The following is a 12,936-nucleotide window of genomic DNA, read 5'->3' as shown; positions in this document are numbered from 1 at the left end:
GGTGGGACGCTCTGGGGTGATCGGTAGGATCATGGCCTGCCGGCCCGCAGGCCATGTCCCTGGCCTTCAGCGCCAGCCAGCAACTCGACCTTCCGGTGGCCAGCGAGGCGGATCGCCTGCCCGCCTACCTCGACGATGAGCAGCGGGTCGTGCAGGCCCTGCTCGACCCCACCCAGCTCGAACCCCTCGGCCCCGGCCGCTACCGCTACACCGTGAGCCAGGTGCGGGTGTTCCAGCTGAAGATCCAGCCGGTGGTGGAGCTGCAGGTGGTGCGTCGCCATGGCCGGCTGGAGCTGGAGGCCCTCGACTGCCAGCTCGAAGGACTCGGGCTGGTGGAGGACTTCCGCCTCGGGCTCTGCTCCTGGCTGGCCGCGGCCGACGGCGGCCTCACCGGTGAGGCCAGCCTCTCGGTGACCGTGAGCCGCCCCACCCTGCTGAAGCTGATCCCGCCCAAGGTGCTGGAGGCCACGGGCCGCTCGGTGCTCGGCGGCATCCTGCTGGGCATCAGGACCCGGGTGAGTCAGCAGCTGCTGGGGGATTTCCAGCACTGGTGCCGATCGACCTGAGAAAGCTGCGGCGGTGCAGGGGTGTGGGTCCCAGCCGCTGGATCGCCTCCCGGTGCTGGCGGGTGCCGTAGCCGGCGTGGCGCTCCAGGCCATAGCCGGGGTGGCGCAACGCCAGGCGCCGCAGCAGGGCATCCCGCTCCTGCTTGGCGAGCACGCTGGCGGCGGCGATTGCAGCGCAGCGTCCATCCCCGCCCACCAGGGCGGACTGGGGGCCGGGCCAGCCCCGCAGGGGAAGGACCCCGTCCACCAGCAACAGCCGGGGGGGGCGGGCCAGCCGTTGCAGGGCCCGAAGCATCGCCCATTCGGTGGCCTGGCGCACCCCCCAGCGATCGATCTCGCCGGCGCTCGCCTGCCCCAGGGCCCAGGCCAGGGCATGGTGGCGCAGCAGGGGAACCAGGGCCTCGCGGCGCCGGGCGCTGAGCTTCTTGCTGTCGTTCAGGCCCGCCGCCGCCAGGGTCGCCAGGGCCGTGGCCGGCAACACCACCGCCGCCGCGAACACCGGTCCGAACAGGCTGCCCCGGCCGACCTCGTCCACTCCGGCACAATCCGCGGGCTCAAGCCCCCCCCAGACATCTGCGTCGGGGTGAGCGAGGACCTCGGGGCCGGGGCGCCCGAGGGCGTTGCGGCCGGGGCGATCAGCCAGCGGCGGAGGAGCGGCGGCGGCGGCGGCGGGGTTCACCCGCGTCGGCGGCAGCGGCATCGGCCGCGGGAATTGCGGCGGCAGAGGCTGCCACCGGGACCGGAGCCGCCGTCGCCACCGGGGCCGCCACCGCCGCCGGTGTGGACCGGCTGGAGGAGCGGCGGCTGGGCACGGCCACCGTCACCAGTTCGGACGGGACGGGGGTGGGCAGGGGTTCGAACGGGGCCGGCGTGATCTCGAAGATGGGCATCGCCTCCGGCACCGGGGAGTCGAAGGATCCGGAGACCACGGGGGATTCGGCAGCTTCGGGCGCGTCGGCCATGCCATTCGCGTCGGCCATGCCGTTGCGGCCCTCACCGCCGCGGCCGCGCCGCCGGCGACGGGAGCCGCTGGCGGCCAGCTGCTGACGGGCTTCCTCCAGGACGGCCTCGGGGTCGGCGTCGGGGCGCACCACACGCACCATCAGGCTGTCGCCGGTGGGGAGCGGATCCAGCAGCAAGGCCGGACTCAGCCCCATCCAGCCGAAGACCAGCTCCTGTTCGGGATCCATCGGCACGGCCAGCACCTCGGGCTCCTGGCGGCGCTGAGGGGCATCGCTGGCGGGGCTCTCCTGGGCCGCCGCCGGGAGGACGGCGCTGCCGTTGCCGCCGCCCTCGCCGTAGCCGCCCAGGGCGGGGGTCTCGGCCCCGTCGGAGCCGCGGCCACCGCGGCCGCCACGGCGGCGCCGGCCGCCACCGCCGGACTCGCCGGCGCCGGTGGAGGGGCTGGCCACTTCGGCCCGGGCCGAGGCCGCCGAGCGCACCAGGCCGGAGACCGTGGCCAGGGGCTGGAGGGTGTCCTTGCCGGGCAGCACGGCCACGTGGCCGAGGCCGCCACAGCTGGGGCAGGCCCGGCCGAACAGTTCGTAGATGTTCTGGCCCTGGCGTTTGCGGGTCAGCTCCACAAGACCGAGCTCGGTGAGCTGGGCGATCTGGGGGCGGGCCGTGTCGTCCCGGGAGGCCTGGGTGAAGTGCTCCAGCAGCTGCAGCTGGTCGCGCCGGGACTCCATGTCGATGAAGTCGATGATCACGACGCCGCCGATGTTGCGCAGCTTCAGCTGGCGGGCGATCTCCACCGCCGCCTCGCAGTTGGTCCAGAGCACCGTCTCGCGGGCGTTGGCCGAGCGGGTGAACGAGCCGGAGTTGACATCGATCACCGTGAGCGCCTCGGTGGGCTCGATGATCACGTAGCCGCCGGAGGGGAGATCCACCCGGGGCTTGAGGGCATCGCGGATGGCGGCGTTGACCCGGTAGTGCTCAAGGATTTCGGTGGGTTCACCGTGGTGCTCCACCAGGAGGTTGGCCTGGTCGGCGCCGAGGAAGGCGTTGACGCGGGCCACCGCATCGGCGCTGTCGACCACCACCCGCAGCACGTCAGGGCTGTAGAGGTCGCGCAGCACCCGATGGATGAAGTCCTCATCGCGGTTGAGGAGCACCGGCGGCGAGGCCGTCTCGGCCGCCTGCTGGATCGATTCCCACTGGCGCAGCAGGGCCTCGAGGTCGTCGATCAGCATCTCCTCGCTGACGTCCTCGGCCTCGGTGCGGATCAGCAGGCCGGCGCCGGGAGGCTTGATCAGCACGCCGAGGGCCCGCAGCCGGTTGCGCTCGTTCTCGCCGTTGATGCGCCGGGAGATGCTGACCCCCTGGCCGTGGGGCTGGAGCACCAGGAAACGTCCCGGAAGGGAGAGGTTGCCGGTGAGGCGCGGCCCCTTGGTGCCCGTGGGCTCCTTCATCACCTGGACAAGCACCTTCTGGCGGGGCTCGAGCAGCTCGGTGATGCCGGCCCCCCCCTTCTTCAGGCGCAGGGGACCGAGATCGGTGATGTGGATGAAGCCGTTCTTCTCGCTTTCACCGATGTTGACGAAGGCGGCATCGATCCCGGGCAACACGTTCTCGACGGTTCCGAGGTAGACGTCACCGATCTGATAACGACCCTGGGCGACGATCAGTTCATCGACGCGTTCGTCGTTGAGCACTGCGGCGATCCGCAACTGCTCAGCGATGACGATCTGCTGGGGCATGGAAGAGATGGTGGGCTCAGTGGAGCCCTGCCGGGGGGCAGGTGGGGGAAGGAATCGGGCGGCGACCGTGGCGGTCGCTCAGCCACTGGAGAGGATCAGGCCGGACCCCGGAAACAAGGGAATCGGCTGGTTGCCTGGTCTGGCCCCCAGAAGCCAAGGGGCCCGGAGGGGAGCAGGGATGTCGTCGGGCCGGCAGCGTGACGGAAGGAATGACGTTCCTTCCCGATGCAAAGCGACGAAGACCGAACCAAGCAATGTTGACTTTGATAGCGCTTTCGCCGAGGAGCTTCTAGAAAGCGTCCCTGATGCAGAAGCGTCTGGGCGGGGGAGGAAGAAGGGAGGGAACCCCGCTATTCCTGTCTCCGTCTAGGGCGAACTTAGCATGCGTCCAGCCGGAGGCAACGGCGCTGGACCGGACCGAGCACCAGCGGCTGGCCGAGGCCGGTGCTCAGCCAGTGGCGCAGATGGTCCGGCCGCAGGCTGCGGCCCTGGGGATCCACGGCGGCCTCCAGATCCAGCACCTGGTCCGCCCCGGACGGGCCCTCAGCGGGCACCAGGCGGAGGTCGAGCAGGTAGGGGCGACACTCCCGCTCCCTTGGGCGCCCCTTCTTGTCCTGGTCCTGCCAGGGCAGGCTGGTGGCCGCCAGCAGCGCCGCGACCGCCGCCGCCCAGCGCTCCTGGGTCAGTGAAGCCGGAGCCGGTGCCGCCGGATCGGGGGCGGGCCGCAGGGTGAACCGCCACTCGGCGGAACGGATCTGCTGGGCCAGACCGGGGGTCGCCAGGGGCACCGCCTGCACCGACAGGAGGAGCAGTTCAGGGCTGAGCTCCGCCTGCAGACGCTCCCGGGCCGTCTCGGGGTCGACCGGGGCGGCGAAGTCCAGGTCAAGCCACTCGTGCAGGCCCTCCACCCCCAGGGGCAAAGGGAGCGCCACCTGCAGCCGCGGCAGGGGATGGAAGCCGCCCGTGAAGCTCACCGGCAGGCCGCTGCGGCGCAGGGCCCGCTCCATCAGCCGCAGGATATCGAGATGGCTGATCAGGGCCAGGGAGCCGGTCTTGGCGAAGGCGAAGCGCAGCCGGCAGACCCGCTCGCTGGACGGCGCCCGCGGCGGCAGCGGCAGCGGCACGGGGGGCGGCGGGATCACCACGTTGTGCCCCAGCTCCGGACCGCAGACCCCGCAGCTGCTGCAGCCCTCGAAGGAGCAGTCCGGCACCACGGCGGCCGCCAGGGCCCGACCCAGGTCCTCCGCCAGCCAGGCCTTGTCGACCCCGGAATCGATGTGGTCCCAGGGCAGGGGCTGGCGGCAGAAGGCCTCCAGGTCGCCGGTGGCAAAGGCCTCCGCCGCACTCCAGCCGCCCATCTCCAGGGCCCGATAGGAGCCCCCCAGGCCAGCCGCCTCGATGGCGCCGGTCCAGGCGGCATGGGTGCGCTCGGCCGATTCGAACCAGGCATCCAGCCCCGCCCCGGCCCGCCAGGCCGCCTCGATCACCGGCGCCAGCCGCCGGTCGCCGCGGCCGACGAAGTCCTCCACCGCCGACAGCCGCACGTCGGTGTAATTGGTCTTGATGCCCCGCAGGGGCCGCAGGGCGTCGCGCAGCAGTTGCTGCCGGCGCCGGAACTCCGCCGTCGACACGCTGTGCCACTGGAACGGCGTGTGGGGCTTGGGGGTGAAATTGCTGATCGTCAGGTTGAGCTGCAGCCGACCCAGATCACGGCACTGCTGCTGCAGCCCCCGGCAGGTGTCGACGATCCCGAGCACGTCGGCGTCGGTCTCGCCCGGCAGACCGATCATGAAATAGAGCTTCACGCGGTTGTAGCCGTTCTCCATGGCGGTGCGGATGCCGCGCAGCAGCTCCGCGTCCGTGAGGCCCTTGTTGACGATGTCCCGCAGGCGCTGGGTGCCGGCCTCGGGGGCGAAGGTGAGCCCGGCCCGGCGGGTGCCGCCGAGGATGTGGGCGATGGAGTTGTCGAAACGGTCGACCCGCTGGCTGGGCAGGGTGAGGCTGACGTTGTGCTCCGCCAGCCGGTTGCGCAGCTCCACACCCACCGCCGGCAGGGAGAGGTAATCGCTGCAGCTGAGCGACAGCAGCGAGAAGTCGCTGTAGCCGGTGCGCAGCATGCCCTCCTCCACCGCCTCGATGACCGCCTCCGGCTCCACGTCCCGGGCCGGGCGGGTCAGCATCCCCGGCTGGCAGAAGCGGCAGCCGCGGGTGCAGCCGCGGCGGATCTCCACCGTGAGCCGGTCGTGGACCGTCTCGATGTGGGGCACCAGGCCCATGGCGTAGTGGGGCATGGGGGTGGCGGTGCGCCGCTGGATGCGGGGCGCCAGGCCCGGCTCCAGCGGCAGCAGGCTCACGCCGTCGGGCCCGGGGGCGTACAGGGAGGGCACATAGACCCCCGGCACCTCGGCCAGGTCCCGCAGCAGGGCCCGGCGGCCCAGGCCGGCGGCCCGCCCCTCGGCCACCACCAGGCCGATCTCGGGCAGCAGTTCCTCCCCATCCCCCAGGGCGAGGAAATCGAAAAAGGGCGCGAAGGGCTCGGGATTGCCCGTGGCGGTGGGGCCGCCGGCAAAGATCAGCGGCGGCGCCGCCGGGTCGTCGAGGGGCAGGTCGCCCCGGTCGGCGGCGCGGATCGGGATGCCCGCCAGATCCAGCATCTCCAGGATGTTGGTGCCGCCGAGCTCGTAACTGAGGCTGAAGCCGAGGATGTCGAAGGCCGTCAGGGGCCGGTGGCTTTCCACCGCGAAAAGGGGCGCCCCCCGCTCCCGCAGCCGGGCCGCCAGATCGGGCGCCGGCAGGTAGGCCCGGTCGCACAGCTGACCGGGAACGGCATTGAGGATGGAATAAAGCAGCACGTGGCCGAGGTTGCTGGCGCCGACCTCGTAGACCTCCGGGTAGGTGAGCGCCCAGCGCACCCGGGCCGCCGACCAGTCGCGGGGCTCCACCCCCCGCTCATTGCCGAGGTAGCGGGCGGGCCGGGCGATGCCGCCGTCGACCAGCTCAGCGAAGGCGACGGGTGCGTCGGCCGTCGCAGCGGGCGTGGCGGTGGCGAAGGACACGGCGGCGACCGGCGGGCTGCGACCCGAGCGTAGGCAGGCCGGCCCGCGCCATAGGAAGATGCCGCCTGGCCCCGCCGCCCCGCCTTCCGCTTCCCACCCATGGTTCAGGTCAACGACAGCTACCTCCGGCTCAAGGCGGGCTACCTGTTCCCCGAGATCGCCCGGCGCGTCAAGGCGTTCACGGAGGCCCATCCCGAGGCGGCCGTGATCCGCCTGGGCATCGGCGACGTCACCGAACCCCTGCCGGCGGCCTGCCGGGAGGCGATGCAGCGGGCGATCGAGGCCATGGGCACCCGGGAGGGCTTCCACGGCTACGGGCCCGAGCAGGGTTACGGCTGGCTGCGGGAGGCGATCGCCCGCCACGACTTCCAGGCCCGCGGCTGCGAGGTGAGCGCCGAGGAGATCTTCATCTCCGACGGCTCCAAGTGCGACAGCAGCAACATCCTCGACATCCTCGGGGCCGGCAACCGCATCGCCGTCACCGATCCGGTCTATCCGGTGTACGTCGACAGCAACGTCATGGCGGGCCGCACCGGCGACGCCGACGGGGGCGGCCGCTACGGGGGCCTCACCTACCTGCCGATCACGGCGGCCAACGGCTTCGTGGCCCCGCTGCCGGAGCAGCCGGTCGACCTCATCTACCTCTGCTTCCCCAATAACCCCACCGGCGCCGTCGCCACCCGGGAGCAGCTGAAGCAGTGGGTCGACTACGCCCTGGCCAACAACGCCCTGATCCTGTTCGACGCCGCCTACGAGGCGTTCATCTCCGATCCGGAGCTGCCCCACTCCATCTACGAGATCGAAGGGGCACGGCGCTGCGCGATCGAGTTCCGCTCCTTCTCCAAGAACGCCGGCTTCACCGGCACCCGCTGCGCCTTCACCGTGGTGCCCCGGGGACTCACCGGCACCACGGCCGCCGGCGAGCCGGTGGAGCTGTGGGGCCTCTGGAACCGGCGCCAGAGCACCAAGTTCAACGGGGTGAGCTACATCGTGCAGCGGGGCGCCGAGGCCGTGTACTCGCCGGAAGGCCAGGAGCAGGTGCGGGCCCTGATCGGCTTCTACATGGAGAACGCGGCCATCATCCGCCGTGAACTGGAGGCCGCCGGCCTGCAGGTGTACGGGGGCCAGCAGGCCCCCTACGTGTGGATCAAGACCCCCGAGGGTCTGGATTCCTGGGGCTTCTTCGACCACCTGCTGAACCAGGCCCATGTGGTGGGCACCCCCGGCAGCGGCTTCGGCGCGGCGGGCGAGGGCTATTTCCGCCTCTCCGCCTTCAACTCCCGCGCCAACGTGGACGAGGCGATGCGTCGGATCCGGGCTCTTTAGAGTTGGCCACTGTCAGGACCGGAGCGGCCATGCCCATGACCATCCCGCCCTTTGCCACCGCCTCCACCACCCCGGCGGCCACCGAAACCCCCTCCCGTTCGCCGGGGGGGGCCGCCGTGATCGAGAAGGCGCCGGAGCGGGTGCGCAAGACCTCACCCCGCTACAAGGTGCTGCTTCACAACGACCCCGTGAACAGCATGGAGTATGTGGTGAACACCCTGCGCCAGGTGGTGCCGTCCCTGAGTGAGCAGGATGCGATCGCCGTGATGCTGGAGGCCCACAACACGGGGGTGGGACTGGTGATCGTCTGCGATCTGGAGCCGGCGGAGTTCTACTGCGAAACCCTCAAGGCCAAGGGCCTGACGAGCACGATCGAGCCGGAGAACTGAGTGGGCCCCCGCTGGAGCGGCACCCTGCTCTACGTGCCGCTGCTCTACGGCCTCGGCTGGCTGCTGGTGCGCCCCCTGGCCGGCCTCGCCCCGGGCCTGCGCCCCGATCAGGTGGATCTGGCCGGCGCGGTGGTGGCCCTGTTGCTGCTGCTGCTGACCCTGCCGCCGCGGTTGCGCCGGGTCTGGGGCGAATCCCAGCCGTGGCGCGCTCTCGGGGTGCTGGCCCCGCTGCCCGTGGCGCTGGGGGCCTTCGGGCGGGGGCTGCTGCGAACCCTGGCGCTGCTGGCCCTGGTGGTGGGTGCCCTGCTGGCCTCGGGAGGCGCCCGCTGGATCGGGCCGGGTGGCCTGGACGGGGGCGAGGTGCTGAACGCCCTGGCCCTGATGGTGGGCGTGGGCTTCGCCGAGGAACTGGTGTTCCGCGGCTGGCTGTGGGGTGAACTGCAGCATCAGATGGCCCCCAGGGGGGCGCTGCTGCTGCAGGCGGCCGTCTTCGCCCTCGTCCACCCCTGGAGTCAGCCCGGCGGACTGGGGGCGGTGGGCCTGCTGGGGGGTCTGCTGCTGCTGGGACTGAACCTGGCCCTGGTGCGCAGGGACGATGGCGGGGTGCTCTGGGGGGCGGTCGGCCTGCACGGCGGACTGGTGGGGGGCTGGTTCGCCCTGCAGGCGGGCCTGCTGGAGCTGCTGCCGAGCGCCCCCCCATGGCTGGCGGGCCCGGGGGGCAGCCAGCCCAACCCGATCGGGGGCCTGGTGGGGTGGATCGGCCTCGGGGGTCTGCTGGTGCTGCGGAGCTACCTGAAGCAGCGGTGTCGAGAGAACGGGATCGCCGACACCAACGGCTGAAGACGGGTCCTACAGGACGAAGTCGGTGGCGATGAAGGTATGCAACCCATTCACCTGGATGGTGAATTCCGCTCCACTGGCTCCAGTGGTGTTGGCCTCAACGAAGGTGTTGGTGCCGTCCTGGAAGAAACGCAACTGGCCCACAGCGGTGAACGCTGCATTGCCGATGAAGGTGAAGTTCTGGTTGCCACCCGCACCGGTGTTCGCGTCAACGTCATTGACATTGATCAGGTCTCCGCCGGCAATGCCAGCTCCTTCAAAGGCCGTGATGACGTCACGGGTTGCAGCCGTCGTGCCCGATTCATCGGTCGAGAAGTAACGGAAGGAGTCATTCCCCGAACCACCTGTCAAGAGATCGACCCCGAGGCCACCAATCAACGTGTCGTCTCCACCGCCACCATCAATCGTATCGTTATTGGTACTACCATCCAGAATATTGGCAGCATTGCTACCCGTTAGAGAATCAGTGCCCGCACCCGAGCGAACATACTCAATGTCTGCGATTGAGGTAAACCCACTTGCACTTCCGAGGGCAAGATTGACGGTCACAGCAGCTGTTGTTGAATCGTAAGCCAGCAGGTCAGCCGGGCCTCTGCCAAGGTTGGCCGTCACCGACTCCACATTCGTCACGGAACCACCTTCAAAGCCTGTAATGGAGACCCCGTCAAAAAAGACTGTGAGAGTCTGATTACCTGAACCTGAGGTGAGCACAAGGGCATCGGTGTCAGCGCCGCCATCCACCGCGTCGACTCCATCGGAATCGACGGTGTGATTGATGGTGTCATTACCAGCGCCACCGCGGATGGTGTCGTTACCGGTGCCACCGGTCAGGGTGTCGTTCCCGGCGCCGCCGAGCAGGACGTCGGCCAGGTCACCGGTGGAAATCGAATCATTGCCGTCATCCCCGCTCACCCAGTCGGTGAAGCCTGCGGCAAGGGTGAGGGTGTCGTTGCCCTGCCCACCGGCGGTGAGCTTGGTGAAGGACGCACCGTTGACAATGCTGGTCCCGGTCAGGCTGATGGACTTGTTGTTCCCAGGGTCGACGTATTTCAGGGCAAGGCCCGGTCCGCTGAAGACGTTCGTGCCGGCCAGGACTGGCAGCACCCCGACGGTGGGGCCATTGATGCGAAGGCCGAAGCCATTGGCAATGGTCGAAAACGTGTTCGATGTCAGCGTGATGAGCTTGCTGACGTCATAGAGATCAAGATAGGAGCCGTTCTCAAAGATATTTCCGCTCAGCGTCGCGGTGACATTGCCGAGGATATTGCCCGTGGGGCGCACCACGGCCTGGTTCTCTGACCGGGTGAAGGTGTTGCCGGAGATCTGAACCGAACCGGTGGCAACGGAACCGGTGAAGTTGAGGATATTGAAGCTGCTCAGGAAGCCGGCTTCATCGAAGAGGCTGTCGCGGATGAGAAGGCTGCCGCTGTTGTTCCAGCTGTGAAGGAAGGCTGAACCTCCAGCCCCGGTCAAGGGGTTGAACCCACCCTGCCCCTTGATCGTGACCGTGACATCGTCCAGGGTCAGACTCGTCGTGATCGGCGAGGTGGCCGAAAACGAGGTCAACGACATGTAGAGGTTGCCGTTGCCGTTCCAGCCGGTGTGGGTGCCTCGGAAGGTGACATCCTGCACCACGAACGCGCCGGAGGTGGCCCGCAGCAGGGCGTTGCCATCGGCGAGGCCACCGGCGCTGTAGTCCAGGGTCAGGTTCGCGACCGTGCCGGGCCCGTTGGGGCCATCCGTGTTTCGCTGAAAAATGCGGGTGTCCCTGACGATGGTGCCCGCCTCGGAGGTGCCGGTCACGGCGTAGCCGGAGGCCTGGACGACCCCAGGGGCAGAGGTCTGCTTGGCCAGGGACCGGACGGAGGCGTAGGTGCCATCCGCCAGAAGGATGGTGTCCCCTGCGGCCGCCGCATTGATCACCTCACGGAGGGTGGGGATTCCGGAGGGGGTGACGTTGATGGTGGCCATGCTGGGGAAGCGCTTGGGGGAGCCTTGGGTGGAAGAGGCCTGCAGGGCAGGCGCCTGCGACCGCGGCCATGCCGCTTGAGTGATGAGTTTACCTTAAATACCTTAAAATTCTCTAATAGCCGCCTATTTGCGGCAATCATGACAGGTTTCGGGCTGCTCGCTGCTCAGAGCGTCGCCGTGGCCAGGGCCCGGCGCCCCTCCACCGGCGCCCGCAACGCCTGATCCAGGGGAGCCACGCCGTACTCCCTCTCCAGCAGGTCCATCACGGTGCGGCCGAAGTCGGCAGGGTTGCGCTCGAAGGCCTCCAGGCAGATCCGGCCGAACACCCGACCCATCGGTTCCGGGTTCCACAGCAGCTTGCGGGCCGTCCAGGGCATCAGGCTCATCGGGTCGTAGCCAGGCTTGAGCATCCCCTGGTCGAAGGCGTACTGCTCAAGGTGGGTGTGGGGCTGGAGGCCGATGAAGAAGATCGCCGGCTCCACCGACCCGGCGCCGAAGATGCTCTCCAGTTCCCGGTGATAGGCGATCGTCTGGCGGATGGTCTCCGGCCGTTCATCGATCACGTTGAACGAGTAGTTCACGGAGACATGCTCACGGAAACCGGCCGCCGCCAGCATCCGGCAGTTCTCCAGCACCGTGCGCAGGTTGTAGCCCATGCGCATCTTGCGCACGAGCTCCTGGGACCCCGAGGTGATGCCGATCTCGAAGTAACTCATCCCCGTGGCCACCATCAGCTCGGCCAGCTCTGCATCGAGATTGTCGGCGCGGATGTAGGCCGCCCAGCGGATGTCCGTGAGGCCCTCCGCCTGAATGGCCCGCAGCAGGTCCTTGGCATCGTCGATGTAGCGCCGGGCCGGGATGAACTGGGCATCGGTGAACCAGAAGCCACGCACGCCACGGTCGTAGAGCTGGCGCATCTCGCGCACCACCTCGGCGATCGGGTTGACGCGCACGGCCTTGCCCTCCACCACCGTGTAGACGCAGTAGCAGCAGTTGTGGGGGCAGCCGCGCTTGGTCTGGACCCCGACGTAGAAGTCACCGCCGTCGAGGTACCAGTTCAGCTGGGGCCAGATCGCTTCGATGTAGGCGTAGTTGCAGGCCGTCTTCTCCAGGCCCGCCGGCTGCTCATGGATCAGGCCCGGACGGGGCGCCTCGCCCACCACATAGCAGCGCTCGCCAGTGAGCGACTGGCCACGGATCAGCTTCTCCAGCAGCCCTTCCCCCTCCCCCACCGACACCACCGAACCGGTGGGCAGGCCGCGGCCCAGCTGCTCGTAGAAGACGCTCACCGCCCCGCCGCCGATGACCACCCGGGCCCCGGGGTTGTGGCGGCGGGCGCGCCGCAGGCCCCGGCGCACCAGCCGCAGGTTGCGCCACAGCTCGCCGTAATAGGAGCCCATCAGCCGCAGCCCGCCGATCGCCCCCCGCAGACGCTTGAGGGGGCTGGCGGAATAGAACACCTCGAAGGAGTTCTGCAGCGGATTGCCGCCCCGGCCATCGACCGGGGCGTAGATCTGGATGTCCCGCCAGGAGAACACCAGCAGGGTGGGGCGGAACTGGTCGACCACCTCCAGGAGCACGCGCTGGACATCGAGCAGGGGCACCGCCGCCAGATCCAGGATCCGCTGGGGCAAGCCTGGAAAGCACTTGTGCAGGTGATCGGCCAGGTAGATCGGGCCGATCGGGAAGATCGGATTGCAGGGCAGCCGCACGAGCAGCACCCGTTGATCGCTCACGGCTGACGCAGCTCGAGGGGGTGTCTGGACGCTAACAAGCGCGCCCGGGCCGCCGGTGGGCGGTTGGCTTACCGGGCCCGGGAGGTACCAGGGGAGGGGGCCGGGGGAGGCGCGCCGGGAAGCAAAGCTTTTCTTCATGAAGGCGGCCCTCACACTCCGCAACACACTGTTACAGTGCTGCGGGGACGGGATACCGCCCCCATCTCCTTCCACCGGCCCGGCGTTTCGACGCCAGCGCTCGGTGACTTCCTTCTACGCACTCATGACCGCCACTCTCCAGCAGCGCTCCGGCGCTTCGGTGTGGAACCAGTTCTGTGAGTGGGTCACCTCCACCAACAACCGTCTCTACGTCG

Annotated in this window: 9 protein-coding genes; 4 read left to right on the top strand and 5 right to left on the bottom strand. The window is 69.3% G+C overall.

What is annotated here, in order from left to right; translation table 11 throughout:
- The first annotated feature begins 53 nt into the window (after nt 1-53).
- Nucleotides 54-566 carry a DUF1997 domain-containing protein gene (locus tag CJZ86_RS10915; RefSeq protein ID WP_094585981.1) on the top strand — a complete coding sequence of 171 codons (513 nt, stop codon included), beginning with the start codon at nt 54-56 and terminating at the stop codon, nt 564-566.
- Here CJZ86_RS10915 and CJZ86_RS10910 read toward each other — a convergent pair.
- The 3 genes from CJZ86_RS10910 to CJZ86_RS10900 form a co-directional block, all read right to left on the bottom strand.
- On the bottom strand, nt 505-1,266 hold the full coding sequence (locus tag CJZ86_RS10910; protein WP_199297134.1) for a ribonuclease HII: 762 nt from the start codon (nt 1,264-1,266) through the stop codon (nt 505-507). The two genes, CJZ86_RS10915 and CJZ86_RS10910, sit on opposite strands and share 62 nt — an antisense overlap.
- A complete protein-coding gene (locus tag CJZ86_RS10905; protein WP_094585980.1) occupies nt 1,202-3,265 on the bottom strand; it encodes an Rne/Rng family ribonuclease in 2,064 nt (687 codons plus the stop codon). The genes CJZ86_RS10910 and CJZ86_RS10905 overlap by 65 nt, the downstream gene beginning before the upstream one ends.
- Nucleotides 3,266-3,642: 377 nt before the next feature.
- Nucleotides 3,643-6,321 carry a TIGR03960 family B12-binding radical SAM protein gene (locus CJZ86_RS10900; RefSeq protein WP_094585979.1) on the bottom strand — a complete coding sequence of 893 codons (2,679 nt, stop codon included), beginning with the start codon at nt 6,319-6,321 and terminating at the stop codon, nt 3,643-3,645.
- Nucleotides 6,322-6,420: 99 nt separating this feature from the next.
- On the opposite strand from CJZ86_RS10900, the gene CJZ86_RS10895 reads away from it, so the two are divergent.
- The 3 genes from CJZ86_RS10895 to CJZ86_RS10885 are packed head-to-tail and all read left to right on the top strand — an operon-like array spanning nt 6,421 to nt 8,876.
- Entirely contained in the window at nt 6,421-7,647 is a 1,227-nt protein-coding gene (locus tag CJZ86_RS10895; RefSeq protein WP_094585978.1) for an LL-diaminopimelate aminotransferase, read from the top strand.
- A 29-nt stretch (nt 7,648-7,676) separates the two neighbouring features.
- Entirely contained in the window at nt 7,677-8,036 is a 360-nt protein-coding gene (gene clpS, locus CJZ86_RS10890) for an ATP-dependent Clp protease adapter ClpS (protein WP_190611481.1), read from the top strand.
- The gene (locus CJZ86_RS10885) at nt 8,037-8,876 is read left to right on the top strand and encodes a CPBP family intramembrane glutamic endopeptidase (RefSeq protein WP_094585976.1); all 840 of its coding nucleotides are present in this window, start codon (nt 8,037-8,039) and stop codon (nt 8,874-8,876) included.
- 9 nt (nt 8,877-8,885) lie between these two features.
- Here the strand turns inward: CJZ86_RS10885 and CJZ86_RS10880 are convergent, their stop codons facing one another.
- On the bottom strand, nt 8,886-10,847 hold the full coding sequence (locus CJZ86_RS10880) for a beta strand repeat-containing protein (protein ID WP_094585975.1): 1,962 nt from the start codon (nt 10,845-10,847) through the stop codon (nt 8,886-8,888).
- Nucleotides 10,848-11,011: 164 nt separating this feature from the next.
- Nucleotides 11,012-12,583: a photosystem II high light acclimation radical SAM protein gene (locus tag CJZ86_RS10875; RefSeq protein WP_094585974.1), complete on the bottom strand. Its 1,572-nt coding sequence runs from the start codon at nt 12,581-12,583 to the stop codon at nt 11,012-11,014.
- Nucleotides 12,584-12,936: the final 353 nt, after the last annotated feature.

The sequence above is a fragment of the Synechococcus sp. BO 8801 genome, assembly GCF_002252675.1.
In the GTDB taxonomy this organism is placed as follows: domain Bacteria; phylum Cyanobacteriota; class Cyanobacteriia; order PCC-6307; family Cyanobiaceae; genus Cyanobium.
The sequence above is the reverse complement of the archived record's forward strand: the minus strand, read 5'-3'. Positions and strand labels throughout refer to the sequence as shown.

What these genes read in the sequence shown, in the direction of transcription:
- CJZ86_RS10880 (WP_094585975.1), bottom strand. Translation starts at nt 10,847, where the DNA reads ATGGCCACCATCAACGTCACCCCCTCCGGAATCCCCACCCTCCGTGAG.
- CJZ86_RS10910 (WP_199297134.1), bottom strand. Translation starts at nt 1,266, where the DNA reads ATGCCGCTGCCGCCGACGCGGGTGAACCCCGCCGCCGCCGCCGCCGCT.
- CJZ86_RS10905 (WP_094585980.1), bottom strand. Translation starts at nt 3,265, where the DNA reads ATGCCCCAGCAGATCGTCATCGCTGAGCAGTTGCGGATCGCCGCAGTG.
- CJZ86_RS10895 (WP_094585978.1), top strand. Translation starts at nt 6,421, where the DNA reads ATGGTTCAGGTCAACGACAGCTACCTCCGGCTCAAGGCGGGCTACCTG.
- CJZ86_RS10915 (WP_094585981.1), top strand. Translation starts at nt 54, where the DNA reads ATGTCCCTGGCCTTCAGCGCCAGCCAGCAACTCGACCTTCCGGTGGCC.
- clpS (WP_190611481.1), top strand. Translation starts at nt 7,677, where the DNA reads ATGCCCATGACCATCCCGCCCTTTGCCACCGCCTCCACCACCCCGGCG.